The following is a 24,937-nucleotide window of genomic DNA, read 5'->3' as shown; positions in this document are numbered from 1 at the left end:
AAGACACAAATCCGGTCGCTCGGCCTCTTTACCGGACGCATTTAGTGTTATTTTTACACTAATAACCCTGCGTTAACTCTGGGTTATAGAGGAGGTTGTCTATGAGCATGGCGCTCACCCACACCGCCCCGGAGGAAGCCGCGGCCCTGGTCGAGGAGATCAATGCCCTGCGCGCCCGGCGCAATGCGGTGATCCTGGCCCATAACTACGAGTACGGCGAGATCCAGGATCTGGCGGATTATGTCGGCGATTCGCTGGGCATGGCCCAGTTTGCCGCCCGCAGCGACGCCCCCGTGCTGGTCGTCTGCGGCGTGCATTTTATGGCCGAAACCGCCGCCATCCTCTCGCCGGAGAAGACCGTGCTGATCCCCGACCCCGAGGCGGGGTGTTCGCTGGCGGCCTCGATCACCGCCGAGCAACTGCGCGCCTGGAAGGCCGAGCATCCCGGCGCGGTGGTGGTGAGCTACGTCAATACGACTGCGGAGGTCAAGGCCGAGAGCGACTACTGTTGCACCTCAGGCAACGCCGAGCGGGTCATTCGAGCCATTCCCGAAGACAAAGAGATCCTCTTTCTTCCCGATATGTTTCTGGGGAGCTACCTGCGGCAGGTTACCGGCCGGCACATGCACATCTGGGCCGGGGAGTGCCACGTGCACGCCGCCATCCGCCCGGCGATGGTCGAGCGCCAGCGCGCCGCCATGCCCGACGCCGAGTTGCTGATCCACCCTGAGTGCGGCTGTGTGAGCAGCGCCATGCACTATCTGGCGAGCGGCAAGCTCGATCCCCGGGGCGCCCATATTCTCTCGACCGAGGGCATGATCCGCCATGCGGCCAGCAGCAGCGCCTCCCGTTTCGTCGTCGCCACCGAGATCGGCGTGCTGCACCGCATGCGCAAGGCCAATCCCGAGAAGCAGTTTTTGCCGGTTGATGAGTCGATCAGTTGCAAGTACATGAAGATGATCACGCTGGAGAAGGTGCGCAATAGTCTGCGCGACCTGACCCACGTGGTGACCGTGCCCCCTGATCTGGCCGCCCGCGCCCGCACGGCCATCGAGCGGATGATCGCCCTTTAACCGTCCCGGCGGGCGTGGGGCGACTACGGGTTCCCCGTCCCGCAACCCGGAGAGTTGCGCTCCAACCAGCCAGGTTCAGGTCAGGCCCTGTGCGGCTTCGCCGCGCTACCCGAAGAAACGAGAACGAAACCATGAAACCGATACCCGCTCCTCGCTTCGCCCTGACGGCATGGCCCGCGGCTACAACAACAACCACCGGCGTGCTGGTGATCGGCGCCGGGGCCGCCGGCCTGACGGCGGCCCTGGCGGCCGCCGAGTACACCGAGGTGCTGGTGCTGGCCCGCGGCGCCCTGCCCGAGAGTAATTCAGCCTGGGCCCAGGGCGGCATCGCCGCGGCCCTCGACGCCGCCGATTCGCCCCGCGCCCACATCGCCGATACGCTGGCAGCCGGCGCCGGCCTCTCCGACGCCGAGGCCGTGGCGGCCCTGGCCTACGCCGCGCCGGCGTTGATGCGCGAACTGGCCGCCGCTGGCGTGCCCTTCGAGCGCGTGGCCCCCGGACGCTTCGCCCTGGGACTGGAAGGTGGCCATTCGGCCCGCCGCATTGTGCACGTGGGCGACGCGACCGGCCTGGCGGTGGTGACCGCCTTGATCGACCGCGCCCGCGCCCATCCGCGGATCACGTTGCTGGAGGGGTGGCAGGCCGCCGATCTGCTTGACGAGGGGGGCCGGATCGTCGGCGCGCTGGCGCGCGATCCGACTGGGGACTGGCATCGCCTGCTGGCCGCGGCGACGATCCTCGCCAGTGGCGGCGCCGGCGCGCTCTATGGTCTGACCAGCAATCAGCCCGTCGCTCTCGGCGAAGGCATCGCCATGGCCTACCGCGCCGGGGCCGAGGTGGCCGATCTGGAGTTCGTGCAGTTTCATCCCACGGTCTATCGCACGCGCGCCGGTCAGGGCTTCCTGATCAGCGAGGCCGTCCGTGGCGAGGGGGGCCTCCTCCGCACGCTCGCCGGCGAACGTTTCATGCCCGCTTTCGATCCTCGCGCCGAACTCGCGCCCCGCGACGTGGTAACCCGCGGCATCTATGCCGCTATGCGCCGCTCTGGCAGTGACCATGTGCTGCTCGACCTGACCCACCTGCCCCGGACGACGATCGAGAGCCGCTTCCCGACGATCTGCGCCCGTCTGCGCGAAGATGGGCTGGATCCGGCCACTACGCCCATCCCGGTGGCCCCGGCGGCGCACTACCTGATGGGCGGCGTGCGCACCGACCTGGATGGCGCCACCAGCCTGCCGGGGCTGTTCGCTGCTGGCGAGGTGGCCTGCACCGGCGTGCACGGCGCCAATCGTCTGGCCTCCAACTCGCTGCTGGAGTGCCTGGTCTTCGGGCGGCGCGCCGGGATCGCCGCCGTCCTGGAGCGTCACTCCGGCAGGATCGCCCTTTCCGCGGTGGCGCCCGCCCGTATCGCTGCTGGCGAGACTGGCTCGTTCCCGGCGCCGAACTGGCGCGAGGCTCTGGCGGCGACAATGCGCGCCGCCGCCGGGCCGCTGCGCGACGGCGAGGGGCTGCGCGCCGGAGCGCTGCGCCTGGCGGCCTGGCCCTGGCAGGCCGCTCCCGATGACCCGGACGGTCTCACCGCCGTCAACGCCGCGCTGACCGCCCGGCTGATCGTGGCCGGGGCGCTGGCGCGCGAAGAGAGTCGGGGCGGTCACTTCCGCACCGACTTTCCCCAGCCCCGTGAGCACTGGCAGGCCCATCTGGTCCAGGTCCGGGGCCAGGAACCCTTTCTGGTGGCAACCATCGCCGCGCCGCCGGCGCGGGCGCATGCGGCTGATTAGTGTGTAGAGCACAGGTTGTGGGAGGGCTTCGCCCCTCTCAGGTGGAGGGTTTTTTGAGCGAGCAGGGGTTTTCGGCATTCCCATGCGCTCACGGTCCTCACCCCCCCGCTCCCGCGAGCGGGAGCGGGGGGAGTTGGGCGTCCCAATGCCCCGGATGGCGCATGCGACGCGAGGATGCGCCGGAAAACCCTGCACCTGAGAAGGGCTTTGCCCTCTCTCCAGGCGGGCGAGGAGCCCTGGCGGCCCTGCGCCCGCCCGGAGGATACCGTTGAACCAGGGCGCAGGCCCTACTGGAGATGTATGCATCCTATCGATCTTCCTCCCGAACTCGTCCGTGAGGTGGTTGTCCGCGCGCTAAACGAGGATATCGGCACGGGCGACCTGACGACCCTGGCAGTTATCCCTCCTGACGCTCGGGCCGAGGCGCACTTTGTCTTCCGCCAGGCCGGAGTGGTCTGCGGACTGCCGGTGGTGGCGGCCGTCTTTGCCCTGGTGGACCCGGCCCTGACGCTGCGACCGCGGGCGGCTGAGGGCGCGCGGGTATCGGCGGGGGAGCGCGTGGCCAGCGTTGCCGGCCCGGCCCGTGGCCTCCTCAGCGGCGAGCGCGTAGCCCTCAATTTCCTCCAGCGGCTGAGCGGCATCGCCACCCTGACCGCCAGTTACGTCGAGGCAGTGCGAGGCGCCCGGGCGCGCATTCTCGACACGCGCAAGACTACGCCGGGACTGCGGGCGCTGGAGAAGTACGCCGTGCGCGTCGGGGGCGGGGTCAATCACCGCTCTGGCCTGTATGACGGAGTGATGCTCAAGGACAACCACCTGGCCATTCTGGCAGCGCGAGGGGTGGACCTGGCTGAAGCGGTGCGCCGGGCGCGGGCGGCGGTGGGACCGATGGTGCGGGTGGAGGTGGAAGTGGAGAGCGTCGAACAGGCCGCCATCGCCGCCGAGGCCGGCGCCGACCTGATCCTGCTCGACAATATGTCCCCCGAACAGCTCCGCGCTGCCGTGGCCGCCGTGGCCGGACGGGCGCGCACCGAGGCCAGCGGCGGCATCAACTTGCATTCAATCCGCGCGGTTGCCGACAGCGGCGTGGACTTTATCAGCGTTGGCGCGCTAACCCACAGCGCGCCGGCCCTGGATATAGGTCTGGATATCGAGGGAGCGTAGTACAGGGTTCAAACCTCCTGACAACGCCGGCTTCACCTCCACGCCTCCACACCTTCGCGGACCGGTTCTGTGGAGGTGTGGAGGTGTGGAGACGCGGAGCGACGGGAACGTTAGAATGGCTGACTTTGAACCACTCTGGGGGGCGTCTCCCTCAAACGGCGGTCTTGCTGGCGCTTGAGGGCGCCTGGCGCATCGGTTGCGGGCGCAGGTAGGTCAGGCTGCGCCAGAGCCACTCCGCGGGGCCGTAGCGGAAGCGGGCCATCCACCAGTGGCTCAGCGGGATCTGCGCCAGGTAGATCAGCAGCGCCATGAGCAACCCGAGGGCCATGCCAACCTGGTTGAACAGCCCCAGGCCGTAGCCATAGAAGATCAGCGTCGCAACGATGGACTGGAGCAGGTAATTGCTCAGAGCCATCTGGCCCGCCGGGCGCAGCGCGCCGAGCCAGCGCTGCCAGGGCATGCGCCCGGCAAGGAGCGTCAACGCGCCCAGGTAGGCCAGACTCTGGGCCAGGCCGCCGATCCCCAGGGCCAGGTTCATCCATGCCAGTTGCCAGCCGAACTCGGCCCGCTGCACATTCTCGGCCATGACCGTATAGAGCAGATTGGCCGGGAGGCCAATCGCAAAGCCCCAGATCACCAGCCGGCGCCAGAGCCGCCAGTGTGCCGGAATGTCGCGAAAGACCCTCTGGCGCCCGAGAACGGTTCCGATAAGAAACATGGTCATCACCATTGGCGCCATTACCAGCGTGCCAAGCCAGATTGTCTGGAGATCACGGGCGCGCTGCGCGGTGATCTCGGCGAACGAGCCGGCGCTGTAGATCGCGATGGCCTCTTCGCGCTGCTGGCGAAACATGGCCTCCTGCTCGGCGAAGACCGCCTCGATCTGGGCGGCGCCTCCGGGCATGAGACGCGCCAGTTCAACCAGACTCGCCAGAGCGAACGTGATGAGATGTGGCGCCGTAAAGAAGATCGCCGCCCAGATCAGCAGGGTGCGCGGGCGCCTGACTCCGGCAAACAGCAGCAGCACCGCTCCCAGCACTGCATAGAGCACAAGGATGTCGCCAACCCAGATCAGGCAGGCATGCACCAGACCGACGCCGAGCAGCACCAGTAATCGCCGCAGGTAGAGCGGGGCGAAGCGCCCCCCCCGCGCGCGTGCTCGCTCGAGCTGGAGCGCAAACCCCAGCCCGAAGAGCAGAGAGAAGAGCGGGTAAAACTTGCCCTCGCTAAGGAGGCGCACCAGCCAGGTCGCCAGCCGGTCGTACCAGGTCGCCTCCGATGGCGGGGGCAACAGCAGGTCCTGGAAGGGATGACTAAAAAAGAACATGTTTACGGTGAGGATGCCGAAGAGGGCAAAGCCGCGCACCATGTCCAGCGTCGGGATGCGCTCCGCGGGTTGCACTGGCGCAACCGCGGAGTGTTCGGATTGGTCCGTCCAGGTCATCAGGGTTCTCCTTTTGTAAAGAGCCTGTCAGAGGGGCAAATCCCAGACTCCAGCTTTCAAGCGGCATAGCCGTCCCGCAGGAGGCGGACCGCGACCCAGGTTCCGCCCCATTCTAAGCGCTCGTTTGACACATGCGCCTGCTATTGGGTAGAATGGCAGCGGTAGGGAAGCTCGTTCTATATTCACAAACGGAAGCATGTCGCTAGCGTGGCGCCGGCAGAGAGCCGCGCGCTGATATTATTGTGTTGTTTTTCATAGGCCACCTGTAGTAGCGCGCACATGGGGGAGCCGGTGATGCCAGCGAAGGCGAAGCAGTCTACGGCGAAGGTGAAGCAAGCCGAGGAGATTGCGCTCAACGGTCTGGCGGCGGTTGGCGAGGGGCGCCGCCGGGTGGTGATCGAGCGGGTGACGCCTGAGATTGATGGTGGACGCTACCCGATCAAGCGGGTCGTTGGCGATACAGTCGTGGTGGAGTGCGACGCCTTCGCCGACGGGCACGACGTGATCGCCTGCGCGATCCGCTACCGCGGTCCTTCGGATACGCAGTGGCGCGAGGCGCCAATGCAGTTCCTGGTCAACGATCGCTGGCGGGGGCAGTTTACGGTTACCGAGATGGGGCGTTACACCTACACCGTTATTGGCTGGATCGATCGCTTTGCCACCTGGAAGCACCAGTTGCATAAGCGGGTGGAAGCGCATCAGGATGTGCAGGTGGATCTACTGATCGGGGCCGATCTGGTGCGCGAGGCGGCTGAGGCCGCCCCCGAGGCCGAGGCGGCGGTGTTGCGCGGTTATGAGCAGGCCCTGCGCCACGGCGACGCCGAGGCGGCCTTTATGCCCGACCTGGCCGCACGCATGGCCGCCCATCTGCCGCCGCGCTTCGTGAGCGTGTACGAACGGGAACTGCAGGTGGAGGTCAACCGCCAACTGGCGCGCTTCTCGGCCTGGTACGAGCTGTTCCCGCGCTCGGCCTCGCCCGAACCTGGTCGCCACGGCACCTTCCGCGATGTGATCGCTCGCCTGCCCTACGTGGCCGAACTGGGCTTCGATGTGCTCTACCTGCCGCCGATCCACCCCATCGGCCGGCAGTTCCGCAAGGGGAAGAACAATAGCATTACCGCCCAGCCTGGCGACCCCGGCAGCCCCTGGGCGATTGGCAGTGAGGAGGGCGGTCATAAGAGCGTCCATCCTGAACTGGGCACGCTGGAAGACTTTCGCGCCCTGGTCGCGGCCGCGCGCGCCTATGGCATTGAAGTGGCCCTTGATATCGCCTTTCAGTGTTCGCCCGATCACCCCTATGTGAAGGAACATCCCCAGTGGTTCCGCAAGCGTCCTGATGGCACCATCCAGTATGCTGAGAACCCGCCCAAGAAGTACCAGGATATCTACCCTTTCGACTTTGAAACCGAGGACTGGCAGGCCCTCTGGCGCGAGTTGAAGAGCATCTTTGAGTTCTGGATCGCCCAGGGCGTCACCGTGTTCCGCGTGGACAATCCCCACACCAAGAGTTTTCGCTTCTGGGAGTGGTGCATCGGTGAGTTGAAGCGCGATCATCCCGAATTGATCCTGCTCTCCGAAGCCTTTACCCGCCCGAAGGTGATGTACAACCTGGCCAAACTCGGCTTTACCCAGAGCTACACCTACTACACCTGGCGCACCGCCAAGTGGGAAATCACCGAGTACCTGCAGGAACTCACCCGCACCGAGGTGCGTGAGTTCTTCTGCCCCAATTTCTGGCCCAATACGCCGGATATTCTAACCCCCCAGTTTTACCCTGGCCACCGCTCGGTCTTTCTTACTCGCGCTGCGATGGCCGCGACCCTCTCCGCAAGCTGGGGGATGTATGGGCCCCTGTACGAGTTGATGTACCACGTGCCGGTGCAGGGGCGCGAGGAGTATGTCGACTCTGAGAAGTATGAGATCCATTTCTGGCGCCTGGATCAACCCCATAGCCTGCGCCATTTTATCGCCCGGCTCAACCGCATTCGCCGCGAGAATCCGGCGTTGCAGCGCAACGAGTGGCTGCGCTTCCATCGCGTGGACAGCAACTTCGTCGAGAATGAGCAGCTTCTGGCCTATAGCAAAGCGACTCCCGACTTGCAGAACATCGTGCTCGTCGTGGTGAATCTCGATCCCGTCAACACCCAGAGCGGCTACGTGCAGGTGCCCACGGCCGAGTGGGGCCTTGAGGGCGATTATCAGGCCCACGATCTGCTCAGCGACGCGCGCTACCTCTGGCACGGCGATTTTAACTATGTCGAACTGAATCCGCAGGTCATGCCGGTGCATATCTTTCGTATTCGCCGCCGCGAACGTGATCTCACCGGGTTCGAGTATTTCGCGTGATGCGTTCTGAATGGCCGCCGCTGCTTGCCATCACTGCGGGTTCGTGGGACGCGATCTTCTCCGATGGTCCCCGAGGCGCCCTCGAGCAAGCCCTGCCGGCGTTTCTGCGCCCGCAGCGCTGGTTCGGGGCCAAGTCCCGCACCATTACGTCGGCGACCATCAGCGATGCTGCGTTGTTGCCCGATGCCGGCGATCGGGCCTATCTGGTCTTGGTGGCCGTGCAGTACGCCGAAGGCGCTCCCGAAACCTATCTCGTGTCCATGGCCTATGCTGCCGGCCAACGGGCGCTTCGCCTGCTCGGCGAAGCGCGCCACGCCGTGATCGCTCGCCTGGCGCTCACCGCTGACGGGGCGCCGGGGGTCATTTTTGAACCGCTGCTGGTTGATCGGGATGTTGCCCGCGCCCTGCTTGAAGTGGCGGTATTGGGGCGGCGTCTGCGCACCATCAACGGGGGCGAGGTCGCGGGTTGCCCCGGCCCCGCCCTGCCGCCGGCCCGCTTTGAGAACCTGGCGCCGCGCGTCGTCAGCGCCGAGCAGAGCAATACTTCGCTCATCTTCGGCAGCGCGCTGATTATGAAGATCTTCCGCAAGGTCGAACCGGGGATAAACCCTGACCTGGAAATCGGACGCTACCTTACCGAATATGCTTTTCCCTACACGCCGCCCACCGTCGGCGCCCTCGAATACCTGCGCGGCGACGAGGCTCCGATGAGCCTGGGCATGGTTCAGGGCTACGTCGCCAATGAAGGCGATGCCTGGGAGTACACCCTCGCCGTGGCGCGACGCTCCTACGACCAGGCCCGCGCCCGTGCCGAGCTGCGCCTGCCCGAAGGGCTGCTGACGACGTCCGCTCTGCTGGCGGCCGCCCTCGAATCGCCAACGCCACCGGCCGAAGAGGTGGTCGGCCCCTACCTGGCGCAGGCGCAGCGGCTGGGTGAACGCACCGCCGACCTGCATCTGGCCCTCGCCGCCGGTGCGGAGCCGGCCTTTGCCCCTGAACCGTTTTCCATCTCCTACCAGCGCGCGCTCTATGCGAGCATGCATGCCCTCACTACGCAGACTTTCGCGGGTTTGCGTCAGGTGGCCCCCCGCCTGCCCGCTGCGTTGCGCGCCCAGGCCGAAGCCGTCCTGGCGCTGGAAGCGGCCCTGCTGGCGCGCTTTCAGCGTATCACTGCCACCACCATCGCGGCGCTGCGAACCCGCGTCCACGGCGACTTTCACCTGGGCCAGGTGCTCTACACCGGCGCCGACTTCATGATCATTGACTTCGAAGGCGAGCCGGTGCGCCCCATCAGCGAGCGCCGCCTTAAACGCTCGCCCCTCTGCGATGTCGCGGGCATGCTGCGCTCGTTCCAGTACGCCGCCTATGCTACCCTCTTCGCGCAGCCGGATAGTGAAGAGCGGGCGATGATGCGCCGCTGGGCCGATTGCTGGTCCTTCCGGGCAGGCGCCGCGTACCTCGGCGCCTATCTGCGCCACGCGGCGGGAGCGCCATTTATCCCCGCCGCCCTTGCCGATCTGGAGGCGCTGCTCGAGGTCTTTATGCTTGAGAAGCTGATCTATGAAATTGGCTATGAGATGAACAACCGTCCGGCCTGGCTCAGCATCCCCCTCAGCGGTGTGCTGCACCAGGTCGCGGCCTGACCATTGTGGCTGACGCGCGTCTGTAGTGATAAGGAACCATAATGTCGGAAGAGACCATCAGGACAACCAGCCGCTCGAAGAAAGCCCTCGCTACGAATGGCGCGGAAATGGCGCCGGAAGAGGCCGCTGTCGCTGAGCATGCTGCCACCGGCGCGGCCGAGCAGGCCGCCGCTCCTGCCGAGGCCCCGACCGACACCGTCGTGGCGGTGACTCCCCCCGCGCCGCAGTACCCGCTGCCGTTCCTGACCGACGACGACCTGTACCTCTTCGGCGAAGGCACCCACTTCCGCGCCTACGAGAAACTGGGCGCGCATATTACCACGCTGAATGGCGAACAGGGCACTTACTTCGCCGTCTGGGCGCCCAACGCCGAGTACGTGGCGGTCATCGGCGACTGGAACGGCTGGGACGCCGGCAAGAATGCCATGCGCTGTAGGGGCAATTCGGGGATCTGGGAGACCTTCGTGCCTGGCGTCGGCAAAGGCGCGCACTATAAGTACCACATCGCCTCGCGCTACTATGGCTACCGCGAAGACAAGACTGATCCCTTCGGCTTCTTCTTCGAGGTCCCGCCGCGCACGGCCTCGATTGTCTGGGACCAGGAGTACGAGTGGGGGGATGGGGCCTGGATGCAGGCCCGCGGCCAGCTCCAGGGCGTCAGCGCGCCTATGTCGATCTATGAGGTGCACCTCGGCTCGTGGATGCGCGTGCCCGAAGAGGGCGGCCGTTCCTTAACCTACCGCGAGATCGCTCCGCGTCTGGCCGAGCACGTCAAGCGCGCCGGGTTCACCCATATCGAGTTGCTGCCGGTCACCGAGCACCCGTTCTATGGCTCGTGGGGCTACCAGTCCACCGGCTACTTTGCGCCCACCAGCCGCTATGGGACGCCGGAGGACTTTAAGTACTTCGTGGATTACCTGCACCAGCAGGGCATCGGCATCATTCTCGACTGGGTGCCCTCGCACTTCCCTACCGATGGCTACGCCCTGAGCTACTTCGATGGCACGCACCTCTTCGAGCACGCCGATCCGCGCAAGGGCTACCATCCCGACTGGGGCAGCTACATCTTCAACTACGGCCGCAATGAGGTGCGGAGCTTCCTGATCAGCTCGGCGCTCTTCTGGCTCGATAAGTACCATATCGATGGCCTGCGGGTGGACGCTGTGGCCAGTATGCTCTATCTCGACTACTCGCGGCGGCCCGGCGAGTGGATCCCCAACCAGTACGGCGGCAAAGAGAACATCGAAGCAATTATGTTTCTCCGCCAGTTCAACACCGAGGTCTACAAGAACTATCCTACCGCTCAGACCTTCGCCGAAGAGAGCACGGCCTGGCCCATGGTCTCGCGGCCGGTCTACGTGGGCGGGCTGGGCTTCGGCTTCAAGTGGGACATGGGCTGGATGAACGATACGCTCAAATACTTCCGCCGCGACCCTATCCACCGCCGCTACCACCACAATGAGTTGACCTTCCGCGGGCTATACATGTTCACCGAAAACTACGTGCTCTCACTCTCGCACGATGAGGTGGTGCACGGCAAAGGCTCGCTGCTCGATAAAATGTCCGGCGATGTATGGCAGAAGTTCGCCAACCTGCGCCTGCTCTACAGCTACCAGTACGGCCAGCCGGGCAAGAAGCTGATCTTCATGGGCGGCGAGTTCGGCCAGTGGCGCGAGTGGAAGCACGACGAGAGCCTCGACTGGCACCTGTTGATGTTCCCCTCGCACCAGGGCGTCTTGAAACTCGTGGCCGATCTGAACCGGCTGTATGTGAATGAGCCGGCCCTGCACGAGCTTGACTGCGATCCGGCAGGCTTCGAGTGGATTGACGCCAATGATGCTGAAAACAGCACCTACTCGTTCTTCCGCCGGGCGCGCTCTACCGGCGATTTGATCCTGGTGGTGCTGAACTGCACTCCCGTTCCCCGCTACAAGTTCCGCATCGGCGTGCCCCGTGGCGGGTGGTGGAAGGAGATTCTCAACAGCGACGCCACCGAGTACTGGGGCAGCGGCATCGGCAATGCAGGCGGCGTGATGGCTGAGGAGCACATGTCGCACGGGCGTCCTTACTCCCTGGTGCTCGACCTGCCGCCGCTGGGGGCGCTGTACTTCAAGAGCGAAGGCTGAGGGCGCTTCGAGAGTGTCCGTCAGCGTCATCTCCGGCAACCCGGCCACCCGGCAGGCGCGCCTGTCGCGGCGTCGGGTTGTCGGGTTCTCTGTATTCAGCGAAGAGGAGCCGGAGGGGACAACCCTTCTGAAATAAGTATGGCGGAGCGCTACATCTGCATCCACGGGCACTTCTACCAGCCGCCGCGCGAAAACCCGTGGCTTGAGGCGATTGAGCAGCAGGACTCGGCTTATCCCTACCACGACTGGAACGAACGCATCAATGCCGAATGTTACGAGCAGAACGCCGCCTCGCGCATCCTCGATGACCAGAGTCAGATCGTCAAGATAGTCAACAACTATAGCCGGATCAGCTTCAACTTTGGCCCCACCTTGCTGAGCTGGCTCGCCGAGAAGGCCCCGGCAGTCTACGAGGGCATCCTCGCCGCCGACGAGGAGAGCGCGCGCCTGTTTGGGCGCGGCTCGGCCATGGCCCAGTGCTACAACCATATTATCATGCCCCTGGCCTCCCGTCGCGACAAGATCACCCAGGTGGTCTGGGGTATCCGTGACTTTCAACATCGCTTCGGACGGCTCCCCGAAGGCATGTGGCTCCCCGAAACCGCCGTGGATCTCGAGACCCTGGAGATCATGGCCGAGTACGGCATCCGCTTTACCATCCTTGAACCGCATCAGGTGAACTACATGCGCCGCCTGGGCGATACGGTCTGGACGGACGTGCGCGGCGGGCGGATTGATCCCACCCGGCCCTACCTTGTGCAGTTGCCCAACCAGCGCTCGATTGCGGTCTTCATCTACGATGGTCCGGTATCGCGGGCGGTAGCCTTCGAGCGGCTGCTGATCAACGGCGCGACCTTCGCCGCGCGCATCGCCGGGATCTTTAACGAGTACCGTCCCTGGCCGCAGATCGCTAACATCGCCACCGACGGCGAAACCTACGGCCACCACCATCGTCACGGCGACATGGCCCTGGCCTACGCGCTTCAGTACATCGAGGAACGGGGCCTGGCGAAGTTGACGAACTACGCCAGCTATCTGGCCAAGCATCCCCCGACGCACGAGGTGCAGATCGTCGAGCGCACCGCCTGGAGTTGCGTGCACGGCGTCGGGCGCTGGAGCACCGACTGCGGCTGCAATACCGGCAGCAATCCCGGCTGGCGACAGCACTGGCGCGAACCGCTGCGTGCCGCCCTCGACTGGCTGCGCGACACGCTGGCGCCGAAATTCGAGTTGCAGGGCCGCCGGTTGCTAAAAGACCCGTGGGAGGCGCGCAACGACTACATCGAGGTGATCCTCGATCGCTCCGACGAGACGGTGAACCGGTTCCTCGCCCGCCACGAGCGCGTTCCCCTGGATAGCAGCCAGTGCATCGCCGCGCTCAAGCTCATGGAGTTGCAGCGACAACTGCTGCTCATGTACACCTCCTGCGGCTGGTTCTTTGACGATCTGGCCGGTATCGAGACCATCCAGGTGATACGCTACGCGGGGCGAGCGGTACAACTGGCCCGCGAGTTGTTCGGCGAGGATATCGAGGAGCAGTTCCTGGAGCGCCTGGCCCGCGCTCGCAGCAACAACCCGGCCATGGGCGACGGGCGGGCGATCTACGACCGCTTCGTGCGTCCCGCAATGGTGGACCTGCGCAAGGTTGGCGCACTGTACGCCATGTCATCGCTCTTCGAGAGCTTCGAGGAGCGGGAACAGATCTATTCCTACCAGGTGGATCGCGAAGATTACCACCTGCTCCCCGCCGGCAAGAACCGCCTGGCCCTTGGGCGTATGCGCGTCACCTCGACCATTACCCGCGAGTCGACCCGCCTGATCTTCGGCATGCTGCATCTGGGCGACCATAACATCTCCGGCGGCGTGTGCGAGTATCAGGACGAAGCCTCCTACCAGGCCCTGGTGCGCGAAAGCACCGAGTTGTTCCAGCGGGCTGACATCCCCGGCACCATTCGCCTGGTGGACCGCAACTTCCCCCAGGAGGCCTATTCGCTCAAACTGCTGTTCGGCGATGAGCAGCGCAAGATCCTGAACCAGATCCTGACCTCCAGCCTGGCTGAGGCCGAGGCGGCCTACCGGCAGATCTACGAGTACCATGCGCCATTGATGCGCTTTCTTGCCAGTATTGGCATGCCTGTGCCTCGCGAGTTTCAGATCGCAGCGGAGTTCGCCATCAATACTCAGTTGCGGCGCCTGCTCGGAGCGGATCATCTTGACCTCGACGCCATCCAGGCCCTCCATCGCGAGGCGGTGCGTTCGGGAGTCACCCTCGACACCGTTGGCCTGGCCTATACTCTGGGCCGGACGATTGACCGTATCACGGAAGAGTTCAACGCCTTTCCCGAGTCAATAGAACTGCTCCAGCAACTCGACGAGGCCATCGCCCTGGCCCGCTCGCTGCCCTTCGAGGTTGATGTCTGGAAAACGCAGAACGTGTACTACCGGCTGCTGCGCAGCGTGTACATCGAGTTCCAACGTGAAGCTGCCCAGGGCTACCAGGATGCGCGGCAATGGGTCGCCGCGTTCACCGGTCTGGGACGCCGGCTCCGCTTCCGGCTGCCGTAATCGGTTTCCGGGGAACATCCGGGATAGCGCAGCGTTCCCAGACGTTCCCCTTCAGGCGGGGTATAGGGAAATCAGGTTTCCCATACCTGTCCGGCGGGCAGCCCTGTAGCCCGGCGGCTGAAGCCGCGGGCTACCGCTGCGAAGCCCGCCTTCGCGGGCTATGCCGGATGCAATTCTTAATCTTCATTACAGTGTAAATAACTCCTCCACCGGCACAATGCGGAGCGACCCGGTGGGGCAGCGACTGAGGCAGGCGCGATCGGCGAAGCCGTGGCAGTGGTCGCACTTATCGGCGCGCTGGCCAGAATGGCCGGAGTGGAGAGGGATCAGGGGGTGGCGGCGAGGCAGGCCAATGAGGCGACGCAGCCGCGCGCCGAGCGGCCCCCCGCCTGGATGCAGGCCGGGCAGGGGGCGAATGGTGATGGCATCGTAGGGACAGGCCGGCATACACGCGCCGCAGCCGGTGCAGCGATCGCTAATCAGGAGCGTGCCGTCAGGGAGGCGTTCAAAGGCGTCTTCGGGGCAGGCTTCCACGCATTCCGGGCCGGTGCTGCACTGGCGGCAGACGTCAAGCACATCGAGACGCTCGGCGTCGCCGTTGCCGGGCCGTTCAAGGGGTACGCCATTCAGGTGCAGGCGTTGCTGCCCATGGCGCTCCAGGCAGGCTTCTTCGCACAGCCGGCAGCCGGGCGGGCACAGGTCGGGCGTGCGCACAAACAGGTGTGAGCCGCGCAAAAGGCCCCGGGTCACCACGAGTTGCAACTCGCGAGCGCGAGCGCTATCATTGCGCATGAGCGCGCCATTTTTCAACCGGCGCTCGACTTCGGCGCGCAACTGGACCTCGAGGTCGGGACGATGCTCGAGCAGCCGGTGGAACTCGGCGCCGGGGAGCGCCAGCACATCCGTCGGCGTCAGGGCCCGCACATCGGTGTGGTGGGGCCGGCTGGTCAGCAGCGCCATCTCGCCGAAGAAATCGCCCTCGCTCAGCGTGGCGATGGTCTGGCCGGCCTGTTCAATCGCCACCTGCCCGCTCTCGATCAGGTAGAGCGAGTCGGCGGGAGAACCCTGGCGCAGGATCAGACTGCCGCGGGCATAGTGGGCCGGATGCAACAAGCCGACGAGCGCCAGACGCTCGGTTGGCGACAACTGGCCGAGCAGCGGCACACGGGCCAGCGTACATTCCACCAGGCGTCGCTGATAGACCTGGCGCAGCGCTGCGGCCAGACGGGGAAGGGTGTCCAGCGCGCCGCGCAACTCGCTGAGCGAAGCCTGCAGCAGTTGGCAGTCGCTCTGGGCCAGGGCGCTCATCTGGCGGAAGTAATCGCCAAACAGCGGCCCCTCGCCGCAGCAATCGCCGCGCCCGAGGATGCCCATCAGCACCTCGCGGCCGTTTTTGTCGCGCAGCCGTAACTGGAGGGTGCCGGAAAGCACCATGAAGAAAAAGAGACTGTGTTTCTGCTGCCCGAGGACAGTGGCCCCCACCGGGTAGACCCGAAAGACGCACAGATCGAGGAGCCGCGCGCGTTCATTGACCGGCACGCCTCGCAGACAATCCAGGCTCCCCAGAAACTGGACGGCGGCCTCGCGGCGTTGCTGTTGCGCCGCAACGCGCGCCGGGACCCGTTCCGATATGCGCGGTGTCACGTTCCTGGCTGACATGGCTCCTCGAAGAGGTTCAATCGGCGGTGTTATTGTAGCATACGACCCGGCAGACGCGCCGGAGCTGCCTGGTATAATAGTAAATGGGGGTCTGGGAGAGTGACACCCGCCCGGAACATCGTGATCATAACCCTGTTAGAGATGGTTTCACCGCAACAGGGAAGGCAGGCGCCGCCTTGCGGCTACGGCGCCCCCGCCATGTCTCGCCACGCAGTCGCGCGAAGGTTTTCGTCATCACCACATTTATCCATCCATGGCACTGCGCACTCTAACGATTGATCTCGAGCGTGGACACGCTCGCCAGCATCTTCCCGCCACCGTCGAGCGCGACTACATGGGAGGTCGCGGCGCGATTGCCTGGCTGCTCTGGAACCATCTTCCGCCGGATACGCCGCCACTGGCGCCTGAAAATCTGTTGATCTTCGCTGCCGGCCCGCTGGCCGGCCTCAGCGCCTTCGCTAACGGGGGCTTTGTCGTTGGCGCCCGTTCGCCGCTCACCGGCTCGATCGGCTATAGCTGGGCGGCAGGGCACTGGGGCGCCGCTCTCCGCCGCGCCGGCTGCGACGTGCTGGTGGTGCGCGGGCAGGCCCCTGAGTGGGTCTATCTGTACATTGATGGAACCAGCGTGCGCCTGCGCCCCGCGACGCAGTTGATGGGGCTTGACACCGCAGCAACCGACGCTGCGCTGCGCGCTGCGCTTGGCAATGATGTGCGCGTGCTCTGTCTTGGCCCGGCAGGCGAGAATGGCGTGGCCTACAGTAGCATCGTCGCTGAGGGGCGCTATATGGCCGAACCGGCCGGCACCGCCGTCGTCATGGCCAACAAGCGCCTCAAGGCGATTGTGGTCCGTCCTGGCGCCGACCCGCTCCCCGCCCAGGACGCGCGACGCCTGGCCGCCGCGCTGGAGATCATCCGCCGCCGCGTGGAGGGGAGTTCGGTCGCCGCGGGCATTCGCATGTCGGGTGACCTGCACCTGCTCGAACGGGCGCGCACGCTCGGCGCGCTCAGCCGCCATAATGGCCGCGATGGCGCGACAGGGTGGTCCATTCCCGAACTTCTGGGCGAGCGGCGCAGCCGGGGGTGCGCCGGTTGCCCGATGCCGTGCTATTTTGACCTGGAGACCTCGGAGAGCCGCGCGCCGATGCCGGATCTGGAGACGGTCGCTGGTTTCGGGGCGCGCTGTGGCATTGACGATGGCAGGGCGCTCACGGCTATTGCGGAGCGCTGCCTGCGCCTCGGCCTTGACCCCGTCTCAACCAGCGCCGCAGTGGCCTTTCTGATGGAGTGCCAGGCCGAAGGGCTGAGCCTGTCCACTGCGCTCCCCTGGGGCGACGCGGCGGCGGTGCTGGAGGCGCTGGAGCGACTGGCCACGCCGCAGGAACGGCGTGACCTGCTCTCGCTTGGCGTCGGTGAGATTGCCGAAGTGTTCTGGGGCGGCGCGGCCTTCGCGCCGCAAAGCAAGGGCCTGGCCATGTCGGCCCTCGATCCACGCGCGCTCACCGGCTTCGCCCTGGCTATGGCTACGGCCCCTATCGGCGGCGATGCGCGCTACAGCATGCCGTATGCGGACCTGGTCGAAGATCCGCCCGCCTGGCTGCCCGAAGCCCCTCCCACTCCTTCGAGCGTCCAGAACCAGGCCCTGCGGCTCATCTGGCACGAGCGCTTCGCCGCCGCCCTCGATGCCGCAGGTCTCTGCCGACGCCTGGGCTTGCTGGCCTACCAGGTCTCGCCGGGTGAACTGCTGGCCATGATCAACGCGGCAACCGGAACGGCCATCTCCGCCGCCGATATGACGCGCCTGGGCGAACGGATCGTGACTGTGGAACGGCTCTTCGCCCGGCGCTACGCCGATAATGGCGGTCGCGACGACCTGCCCGCCCGCTGGCGCAAGCAGCCCCTCGGCGAGGGTCCTGCCGCCGGCCAGACGCCGCCTCTTGCCGACCTGCTGGCCGAGTATTACCGCCGCCACGGCTGGAACGCCGATGGCGATCCAACGCCAGAGCGGCTGGCCGAGCTGGGGATCAGGCATGGCTAGCGCCGGGCAGCAATCCGCAACCTCCCTGCCGCGCCGCATTGTGGTCAAACTCGGCACCAGCGTGCTCACCGCCGGCACTGACCGGCTCAATCGCCCCTACATGGTCGGCCTGGCGCGGCAGGTGGCCACCCTGCGCGAGTGGGGCATCCAGGTGTTGCTAGTGTCGTCGGGGGCGATTGCCGCGGGCCGCGAGCGCCTCGGCGTCACGCCGCACCAGCGTTCGCGGGCCAATGTGCCTCTCAAGCAGGTGTTCGCCGCCGTAGGTCAGAGCCGGCTCATGCACCTCTACGAGCAACTTTTCGAGATCTACGGGCTGCAGGTGGCCCAGGCCCTGCTCACCCGCGATGACCTGCGCGACCGGCGGCGCTATCTGAATGCCCGCAATACGCTCACCCTCTGCCTCGAGCGCGGCATCGTGCCGATTGTCAACGAAAATGACGCTGTGGTCACCGCCGAGATCCGGGTGGGCGATAACGATAACCTCTCGGCCCTGGTCGCCGGTCTGGTGGGAGCTGACCTGTTGCTGATCCTTACCGACATTCCCGGCCTCTACAGCGCCGATCCGCGGAGCGACCCTTCCGCGGAACTGATCCCCGAAGTGCCGGTCATTGACGAACGCATCTGGGCCGCCGCCGGGGGCGCCGGCACGGCCCGGGGAACTGGCGGCATGCGCACCAAGATCCAGGCTGCCGATCTTGCTACTCGCTCTGGCGCGACGGTAGTGATTGCCTCGGGCGCCGAACCCGACGTGATCCTGCGCGTGGCCAGCGGCGAGCGTATCGGCACCCGCTTCCCCGCCCGCGCCAGTTACCCCGACGCGCGCCGCCGCTGGATCCTGGCCGAAACGGCGCGCCTCAGTCGCCTGGTGGTTGACGCGGGCGCCGTCAATGCTCTGGTGCGCGACGGCCGCAGCCTCTTGCCGGCGGGGATCGTCACCGTGGAAGGCGAGTTCGACCGCGGGCAAACGGTCCGCATCTTCGACCTCGAGGGCCGCGAAATTGCCCGCGGGCTGACCCAGTACCGCGCCGCCGATGTGCGCGCCATTAAGGGGCTGCACTCGGCCCAGATTGCCGAGATCCTGGGCTACGATTATGGTCCCGAGGTGGTGCACCGGGATGATATGGTCATACTGCTATGATCGGGATGGAATGAGTCAGGTCGGGAGGGTCACGGGGAGGCTACGCCTCTTCGTGGCCTCCTGTTCCGCCCGCGGCAAGCGCGCGCCCGTTCAAAACGAGCAGGTGTCCGCCGCTGCGGGCGGAACGAACGGATCACGCAGCCCTGCGCCCTCCGCGCCTCCCCAAATGGGTGCGCAACAGGCCGCGCAGCAAGATCCTGTCCAGGCGAGATTGCTATGACAAGCATCTTCATCACCGGCGGCACGGGCTACCTCGGACGGGTCCTCGTGCGCCAGGCTAGCCGCAGCGGTCATCGCGTGGCGGCAAGCTACTACACCCAGGCGCCCCCCTCCGATGAGGCGCTCTGGCTGCCCCTCGATGTGCGCGACTCGCTGGCGGTTGAGGATCTGCTTGACCGGCTGCGGCCCGAGGTGGTCATCCACACCGCCTACCGGCAGGGCGGCCCCGATCTCCTGCCGGTGACGACCACCGGCGCGGGTAACGTGGCGCGGGCCGCCGCCGCCATTGGCGCTCGCCTTATCCACCTCTCCAGTGATGTCATTTTCGATGGCGAACGTGAAGGCGCATACACCGAAGATGACCCCCCCGCCCCCATTAGCGCCTATGGCGCGGCCAAGGCCCGGGCCGAGACCCTGGTGACCGCGGCCCATCCGGGGGCCGTCGTGGTGCGCACGTCGCTTATCTATGGCTTCGCACCCATTGATCGCATCTCGCAGTTCGCGCTGGACGTGGCTACTGGGCGCAGTACGGAACGGCTCTTCACCGATGAGATCCGCTGTCCGATCTATGTGGAGGACCTGGCGGCGGCGCTGCTGGAGCTCTGCGCCCTGCCGTACTACGGGCCGCTCCACATTGCCGGCGCCGAAGCCCTCAGCCGCTACGCCTTCGGCGTCCTGATCGCCCGCGCCTGGAATGTGGACCCCTCGGGCATTCAGGGTGCATTGAGCGCCGATAGCCCCGTGCGACGTCCACGCAACTGCGCCCTCGACAGTTCGCGAGCCCGGGGGCTGTTACGCACGCGCCTGCGAGGGGTCAGCGACGTGTTGCGTGAGACAGGCCGCCTGACGTAAGCCATTTCGGATTGTGGATTTCGGATTTTCGATTGCGGCATGCGGCATCCCAATAAGACCCGAAAATGATGCGCATGCACAGTGTTCAACGGGGACTGGTATAACAAGGCGCGCGCCTGGAAGAGCACAGCTCTTCCAGGAGGCCGCTCCTGTCATTCCGCAGGAGTCTGGCGCCGGCCGATCTTCACCCCGCGCACGATATATTCGACATACTCGCCAATATTGGTCGCGCGATCGCCGATGCGTTCCAGGTTGTGGCCAATCCACAGCAGGAACGTACCGGGCCGCACCATGGCCGGATCACGCTCCATCCGTTCGATCTGCGCGTCAAACAGTTGCGCATAGGCCGCATCAACCGCTTCATCTTCCTGTTTGAGGCGCAGGTTGATGCTGGGGTCGCGGGCGATCAGGGCTTCGAGAGCCTCGTTGAGCATCTTGCGGGTAAGCGCGGCCATATGCTCAATCGCTTCAGGAACGCCTCCGGGCGACGGGCCACCCAGACGCAGCACCACCGTGGCAATGCCTTTAGCATAATCAGCGATGCGTTCGAGTTCAACGGCGCCCTGCATAAAGGAACTCACCAGCCGCAAATCTCCAGCCACTGGCCCCTGGGTGGCGATAATCTCAATAGCATGCTGCACCAGGGCATCGGTCGCCTCATCAATCGCCTTATCACGACGGACGATCGCCCGCGCCTCTTCCAGCGCTCCCTGCTTGAGCGCCCACAGCGCGCGGCGGATCGCCTCGTCGGCCATTCTGCCCAATGCGATCCACTCCCGTTCCAGTTCCGCGAGCCGGTGGAGGTAATGTTCCCGCAGTGGCGGCATCTCCTTCTCCCTCCGCTACGCTGACGCAGGGAAACCGGTCGCCCCCGCGTCCCTGCCCCATCCGGGAATCGAACGACCCTTGTTGCTCCCGGGGCGCGGCGCAGCGGTCTGGACAACCGGCGCCGCTGCGACTACTATAGCATGTATTCTCGGCATCAGGGGGCACTCGTAGCCGCAACGCTCGCCTCCGACACCTATGCGCATCGGGCTTGACGCACGTTACACGACGGACCACTTTCCCGGCATCGGGCGCTACACCCTGAGTCTGGCCGAGGCGCTGGCCGAGCTGGAGCACAACCACACCCTGGTGCTGATCGTGGACCCGCGGGCGCAGGGGGGGCGCTACGACCTGGCGGCGCCGGGCGCGCTGCCACGGGTGGAACTGGCCGAAGCCCGCGTCGGCCCGTTTTCGGCGGCGCAGCACCTGGTTCTGCCCGCCCTGGCGCGCCGGTTGCGCCTGGATGTGTGGCACTCCCCCTACTACATCAAACCCTACCTGGGATTGCCGTGCCCCTCGGTGGTGACGATCTACGATCTGATTGGCTGGCATTTCCCGCGCACCCTCTCGCGACGCGGACGGCTGTTCTATCGCGTGAGCATGGCTCTCGCGGTCCGCACTGCAACTGGCCTCATCACCATCTCCCAGAGCGCCCGTGCTGACATCGCCCACGTCTACCGTCTGCCGCCGGAACGCATCGCGGTGACGCCCCTGGCCGCGAGCCGGCGCTTTCACCCCCAGGCGCCCGAGGCTGTAGCGGCGGTGCGCCGGCGATACGGCCTGCCGGAACGCTACGTCCTGTATGTCGGCTCCAACAAGCCGCACAAGAATCTCGAACGGCTGGCGCGCGCCTGGCGCAAGGTGCTCGAAGAGGCGCCAGGGGCCTCTGAGGGCGTGGCACTGGTCATCGCCGGTCACGAAGATCCGCGTTACGGCGACGCGCGCCGCTTCGTGGCCGAACACCGGCTTGAGGCGCGGGTGCGCTTCGCGCCCAACGTGGCCGAAGCCGATCTCCCGGCGCTCTACAGCGGCGCGACGGTCTTCGCCTTTCCCTCGTACTACGAAGGCTTCGGCTTGCCGCCGCTGGAGGCGATGGCCTGCGGCGCGCCGGTGCTCTGCGCCTATGCCTCCAGCCTGCCCGAGGTGGTGGGCGATGCCGCGCTAACGGTGGACCCCTTCAACATCCACGAACTGGCGGAGGGACTGACGCGGCTGCTGAGCAACCCTGTGCTGCGCCGCACCCTCAGCGAGCGGGGCCGGCGCCGGGCGCGCATGTTCTGCTGGCGCCGCACCGCGCTCGCAACGCTGCGGGTGTATGAGAGCCTGAGGTAGGGGTGCGGAGGTGCGGAGGTGTGGAGGTGTTCTTTCACCTCCACATCTCTACACCTCCACACCTCCACAGAAATCCACGAAGGTGCGCCTGGCGATAAAAGAGCTTCTTCTCACCGCTACGGCAGCGGTTGCGACAGGAGAGTTGCGGAGGCCCAACCCTGGCTGCCAACGCTGACCCGTTGCGGGGTGCATACGCCAGCGCTCGCGGTGACCCGGATGCGATACCAGGTGTCCTGATTGGCAGTAATGCGTTGTTCCAGAAACTCTACCTCGTCGCCAGGGCAGATCTGGCCGATAACCGTCTCCGGAGCGATGCGCGGCTCGCTGCGCAGATTGCCGCCAGCCAGCACCGTACCGCGGCCCAGAATGGCCGGCGCCGGCGTGCCGGAGACAGGGGAGGCGCGGGCCGTGGCGAGGGCGCGGGCGGTGCGGGTGGCAAGCACGGCGGCGTTGCTGGTTTCAATGGCGCTGGCCGTGGCCCTGGCGCTGACGCGCGCGCGTTCCAGGCCGAAGCGCACAGCAAAAAACCCGCCTCCAACCAGGAGCGCGAGCGCAGCGCCAGCGATCAGCAGGTTGGCGAGGGCGCGGAGCGGGCCGCCCCGGCGCGGCGCGCCAGGGCCAAAATAGCGTTCCCAGTCTCGAGGATCAGCGCGTGGAGGCACGTGGCACCTTTGTCCATTTTCGATTGTGGATTTTGGATGTTCGATTGCCGTGTATGGCGTCAGGGTGAACACCGGCGATGGCGGGCACAGGGAGGCGCTTGCATTTCTTATAGCGCATACAACCGTCCCTCTGGCAGGGGTATAGGGAAACCCGGTTTCCGCACCCTCAAGCCTTGTCAGGGCGCCCAACGCGCTCCAAACGGCCACTGTGTCACCGTGTCACCGTGTCACAAATCGCAGCGCAGGATTGGATGCTGTTCGCCAGTTGGCGCAAAGCCGAACCAGCGATAGAGACGCTGCGCGCTCTGGTTGTACGCCTGCGTGTTGAGCGTGACCGCGGAGGCGCCGCGCTCGCGTGCGTAGGTGATCAGGTCGGCCAGAAGGCTGACCCCGATCCGCTGGCGGCGATGCTCCGGCGTAACCGCGATCCGCACCAGGTGCATCAGCCGCCCTCCAAAATGGGCTGTGGCATAGGCATAGCCTACCACCTTCCCGTCGAGTTCGGCGACCACGAAGTACGGCCCCTCCTCAACCGCCGGGCTGAGCACGGTGGCATCCTTGGTCCATTGCGGTTCAAAGCACACCTGATCCAGGTGCAGAATGGTCGGCAGGTCCTCCCGTGTGGCGGGCCGAATGCGAACGGCGGGGTTGCCGGCGCTGGGAATGGTGAGGCGCTGCTTTTCGTACACCAGGACGTCGGTATCATGCTGATAGCCCATGGCGCGCAGGGTAGGTATGAGCCAGAACTCGATGTTGCCGTCGCCGCCGAAATACACGCGCCGCACTCCCGCCGCCTTCAAGCTGGTATGCAGGGCGCTGATAAGGGCGCTGATCCCGGCGCTGCCCTCCGCCCCTTCGGCAAAGGCCACCGCCCGCAACCAGCACGTCTCCTCGCCTGATCTGCTGATCAGCGCCACTGCGCGCAATTCGCCCGCGGCTTCGAGCGCGACCCCCAGCCCCTCGGCAAGCAGGATCTCCAGATCGTTGCCGCTCAAAAGACTGAACCGGCGACTCCCGTCACGGAGCAGGCGCGAAACCGCATGGACATCGTTCCGCGTGACATTGCGCGGCCTGGCGCGGCTGATGTCGAAACTTTTGCGAAAGAGCCACATACGGTCAGCCGGATGTGCGAACCTGTCTCGGCCACGGCGTTCTCATTGTACACTACTGCGGGGCTTCGCGCGGAAGACCGGCGGCTATAACCGGAGGGTTGCGCTATAACTGAACATCAGTAGTCTGTAAAGCGAGTTTCCTGGCATGTCCGCCCCTACCCTTCCAGCCTCCCCCTGTTGGGATGAGGCGCCGGCTGCCTTCCCCCGGCGGAGGAGGGTTGGGGAGTTCTCAGATGTAGGGTTTTCCAGCGCATCCTCGCGTCGCATTCGCCATCTAAGGCATCGGGACGCCCGACTCCCCTCTCCCGCGAGCGGGAGAGAGGGGCAGGGAGTTGAGGATCGTAAGCGCATTGGTATGCCGAAAACCCCTTCTCGCTTGAAAAACCCTACACCTGAGAAGGGTCGGGGAAGGGGTGAGAGTTGAGCGAAAAACTTTGTTTACAGACTAATCAGGACCCGCTCATGGACGTTTACTTCTCCACCCAGTGGCGACGCTTTTTTGGACTTAACGCCTCGGTCGTTGAACCGAACCTTCTGGTAGGCGGCCAGTTTCGCCCTGACCAGTGGCCGCAGTTGCGCGCCCTGGGGGTGCGGGCGGTGCTAAGTTTGCAGGCTGAACGCGAGGATCGCTTCGCCGGGGGCGCGCCCGAGCGCCTCCTGCGACTGGCAGTGCGCGATTTCACCCCGCCTACTATTGAGCAACTCGCCGATGGCATCGCCTTCATCAGCGCCGCCCACGAGGCCGGGTTGACCGTCCTGGTCCACTGTCACGCCGGAGTAGGGCGCGCCCCGCTCATGGCCGCGGCCTACCTGATGTACCGCCAGCATCTGGATCACCGGATCGCCCTCGCCCGCATCCGCGCCGCTCGTCCGATCATTGACCTTAACCGCTCCCAGATCAAGCGCCTGCGTGAACTGGAAGCCATCCTGCGCCATAGTGGTATAATCGGGCGTTGATCCG

At 65.7% G+C, this 24,937-nt stretch carries 16 protein-coding genes and 1 pseudogene; 12 read left to right on the top strand and 5 right to left on the bottom strand.

Annotated elements, in window-relative coordinates:
* The first annotated feature begins 101 nt into the window (after positions 1–101).
* From nadA to nadC, 3 genes and pseudogenes are all read left to right on the top strand, one after another.
* Complete coding sequence (gene nadA / locus NZU74_01705) at positions 102–1,073, top strand: quinolinate synthase NadA (protein MCS6880024.1); 972 nt, start codon at positions 102–104, stop codon at positions 1,071–1,073.
* A gap of 200 nt (positions 1,074–1,273) precedes the next feature.
* Positions 1,274–2,854, top strand: a pseudogene (gene nadB, locus NZU74_01700) (L-aspartate oxidase).
* Between the two features lie 300 nt (positions 2,855–3,154).
* Positions 3,155–4,018 carry a carboxylating nicotinate-nucleotide diphosphorylase gene (nadC, locus tag NZU74_01695; protein ID MCS6880023.1) on the top strand — a complete coding sequence of 288 codons (864 nt, stop codon included), beginning with the start codon at positions 3,155–3,157 and terminating at the stop codon, positions 4,016–4,018.
* A 151-nt stretch (positions 4,019–4,169) separates the two neighbouring features.
* Here nadC and NZU74_01690 read toward each other — a convergent pair whose 3' ends face one another.
* A complete protein-coding gene (locus NZU74_01690) occupies positions 4,170–5,462 on the bottom strand; it encodes a DUF418 domain-containing protein (protein MCS6880022.1) in 1,293 nt (430 codons plus the stop codon).
* 294 nt (positions 5,463–5,756) lie between these two features.
* Here NZU74_01690 and NZU74_01685 point away from each other — a divergent pair, with 294 nt between their 5' ends.
* From NZU74_01685 to NZU74_01670, 4 genes are all read left to right on the top strand, one after another.
* The gene (locus tag NZU74_01685; protein ID MCS6880021.1) at positions 5,757–7,808 is read left to right on the top strand and encodes a DUF3416 domain-containing protein; all 2,052 of its coding nucleotides are present in this window, start codon (positions 5,757–5,759) and stop codon (positions 7,806–7,808) included.
* Positions 7,808–9,451 carry a putative maltokinase gene (locus tag NZU74_01680; protein ID MCS6880020.1) on the top strand — a complete coding sequence of 548 codons (1,644 nt, stop codon included), beginning with the start codon at positions 7,808–7,810 and terminating at the stop codon, positions 9,449–9,451. Before NZU74_01685 ends, NZU74_01680 begins: the two co-directional genes overlap by 1 nt.
* A gap of 41 nt (positions 9,452–9,492) precedes the next feature.
* A complete protein-coding gene (gene glgB / locus NZU74_01675; GenBank protein MCS6880019.1) occupies positions 9,493–11,577 on the top strand; it encodes a 1,4-alpha-glucan branching protein GlgB in 2,085 nt (694 codons plus the stop codon).
* Positions 11,578–11,715: 138 nt separating this feature from the next.
* Positions 11,716–14,142 (top strand): DUF3536 domain-containing protein, encoded by a 2,427-nt coding sequence (locus tag NZU74_01670; GenBank protein MCS6880018.1) that lies wholly within the window; start codon positions 11,716–11,718, stop codon positions 14,140–14,142.
* 186 nt (positions 14,143–14,328) lie between these two features.
* On the opposite strand, the gene NZU74_01665 is transcribed toward NZU74_01670, so the two are convergent.
* Positions 14,329–15,801, bottom strand: coding sequence for a cyclic nucleotide-binding domain-containing protein (locus tag NZU74_01665; protein MCS6880017.1), 1,473 nt, complete (start codon positions 15,799–15,801; stop codon positions 14,329–14,331).
* Between the two features lie 253 nt (positions 15,802–16,054).
* On the opposite strand from NZU74_01665, the gene NZU74_01660 reads away from it, so the two are divergent.
* From NZU74_01660 to NZU74_01650, 3 genes are all read left to right on the top strand, one after another.
* Positions 16,055–17,836 (top strand): aldehyde:ferredoxin oxidoreductase, encoded by a 1,782-nt coding sequence (locus tag NZU74_01660; GenBank protein MCS6880016.1) that lies wholly within the window; start codon positions 16,055–16,057, stop codon positions 17,834–17,836.
* Positions 17,829–18,974, top strand: a complete 1,146-nt coding sequence (proB, locus tag NZU74_01655) for a glutamate 5-kinase (protein ID MCS6880015.1) — start codon at positions 17,829–17,831, stop codon at positions 18,972–18,974. The genes NZU74_01660 and proB overlap by 8 nt, the downstream gene beginning before the upstream one ends.
* 216 nt (positions 18,975–19,190) lie before the next feature.
* Entirely contained in the window at positions 19,191–20,045 is an 855-nt protein-coding gene (locus NZU74_01650; GenBank protein ID MCS6880014.1) for a sugar nucleotide-binding protein, read from the top strand.
* 152 nt (positions 20,046–20,197) lie between these two features.
* On the opposite strand, the gene phoU is transcribed toward NZU74_01650, so the two are convergent.
* Complete coding sequence (gene phoU, locus NZU74_01645) at positions 20,198–20,872, bottom strand: phosphate signaling complex protein PhoU (protein ID MCS6880013.1); 675 nt, start codon at positions 20,870–20,872, stop codon at positions 20,198–20,200.
* Between the two features lie 196 nt (positions 20,873–21,068).
* On the opposite strand from phoU, the gene NZU74_01640 reads away from it, so the two are divergent.
* Positions 21,069–22,202: a glycosyltransferase family 4 protein gene (locus NZU74_01640; protein ID MCS6880012.1), complete on the top strand. Its 1,134-nt coding sequence runs from the start codon at positions 21,069–21,071 to the stop codon at positions 22,200–22,202.
* Positions 22,203–22,318: 116 nt separating this feature from the next.
* Here the strand turns inward: NZU74_01640 and NZU74_01635 are convergent, their stop codons facing one another.
* Both NZU74_01635 and NZU74_01630 read right to left on the bottom strand, forming a co-directional pair.
* The gene (locus NZU74_01635) at positions 22,319–22,864 is read right to left on the bottom strand and encodes an SH3 domain-containing protein (GenBank protein ID MCS6880011.1); all 546 of its coding nucleotides are present in this window, start codon (positions 22,862–22,864) and stop codon (positions 22,319–22,321) included.
* Between the two features lie 227 nt (positions 22,865–23,091).
* A complete protein-coding gene (locus NZU74_01630; protein MCS6880010.1) occupies positions 23,092–23,976 on the bottom strand; it encodes a GNAT family N-acetyltransferase in 885 nt (294 codons plus the stop codon).
* Between the two features lie 462 nt (positions 23,977–24,438).
* Here NZU74_01630 and NZU74_01625 point away from each other — a divergent pair, with 462 nt between their 5' ends.
* Positions 24,439–24,933, top strand: coding sequence for a dual specificity protein phosphatase family protein (locus tag NZU74_01625; GenBank protein ID MCS6880009.1), 495 nt, complete (start codon positions 24,439–24,441; stop codon positions 24,931–24,933).
* The last annotated feature ends 4 nt before the right edge of the window (positions 24,934–24,937 follow it).

It is taken from the genome of Chloroflexaceae bacterium, from assembly GCA_025057155.1.
Lineage (GTDB): Bacteria > Chloroflexota > Chloroflexia > Chloroflexales > Chloroflexaceae > JACAEO01.
This window is presented reverse-complemented; position numbering and strand designations above follow the sequence as displayed.

Bases quoted from the DNA above. Each gene is read 5' to 3' on its own strand.
- nadA (MCS6880024.1), top strand. From the start codon at position 102: ATGAGCATGGCGCTCACCCACACCGCCCCGGAGGAAGCCGCGGCCCTG.
- nadC (MCS6880023.1), top strand. From the start codon at position 3,155: ATGCATCCTATCGATCTTCCTCCCGAACTCGTCCGTGAGGTGGTTGTC.
- NZU74_01690 (MCS6880022.1), bottom strand. From the start codon at position 5,462: ATGACCTGGACGGACCAATCCGAACACTCCGCGGTTGCGCCAGTGCAA.
- NZU74_01685 (MCS6880021.1), top strand. From the start codon at position 5,757: ATGCCAGCGAAGGCGAAGCAGTCTACGGCGAAGGTGAAGCAAGCCGAG.
- NZU74_01680 (MCS6880020.1), top strand. From the start codon at position 7,808: ATGCGTTCTGAATGGCCGCCGCTGCTTGCCATCACTGCGGGTTCGTGG.
- glgB (MCS6880019.1), top strand. From the start codon at position 9,493: ATGTCGGAAGAGACCATCAGGACAACCAGCCGCTCGAAGAAAGCCCTC.
- NZU74_01670 (MCS6880018.1), top strand. From the start codon at position 11,716: ATGGCGGAGCGCTACATCTGCATCCACGGGCACTTCTACCAGCCGCCG.
- NZU74_01665 (MCS6880017.1), bottom strand. From the start codon at position 15,801: ATGTCAGCCAGGAACGTGACACCGCGCATATCGGAACGGGTCCCGGCG.
- NZU74_01660 (MCS6880016.1), top strand. From the start codon at position 16,055: ATGGCACTGCGCACTCTAACGATTGATCTCGAGCGTGGACACGCTCGC.
- proB (MCS6880015.1), top strand. From the start codon at position 17,829: ATGGCTAGCGCCGGGCAGCAATCCGCAACCTCCCTGCCGCGCCGCATT.
- NZU74_01650 (MCS6880014.1), top strand. From the start codon at position 19,191: ATGACAAGCATCTTCATCACCGGCGGCACGGGCTACCTCGGACGGGTC.
- phoU (MCS6880013.1), bottom strand. From the start codon at position 20,872: ATGCCGCCACTGCGGGAACATTACCTCCACCGGCTCGCGGAACTGGAA.
- NZU74_01640 (MCS6880012.1), top strand. From the start codon at position 21,069: ATGCGCATCGGGCTTGACGCACGTTACACGACGGACCACTTTCCCGGC.
- NZU74_01630 (MCS6880010.1), bottom strand. From the start codon at position 23,976: ATGTGGCTCTTTCGCAAAAGTTTCGACATCAGCCGCGCCAGGCCGCGC.
- NZU74_01625 (MCS6880009.1), top strand. From the start codon at position 24,439: ATGGACGTTTACTTCTCCACCCAGTGGCGACGCTTTTTTGGACTTAAC.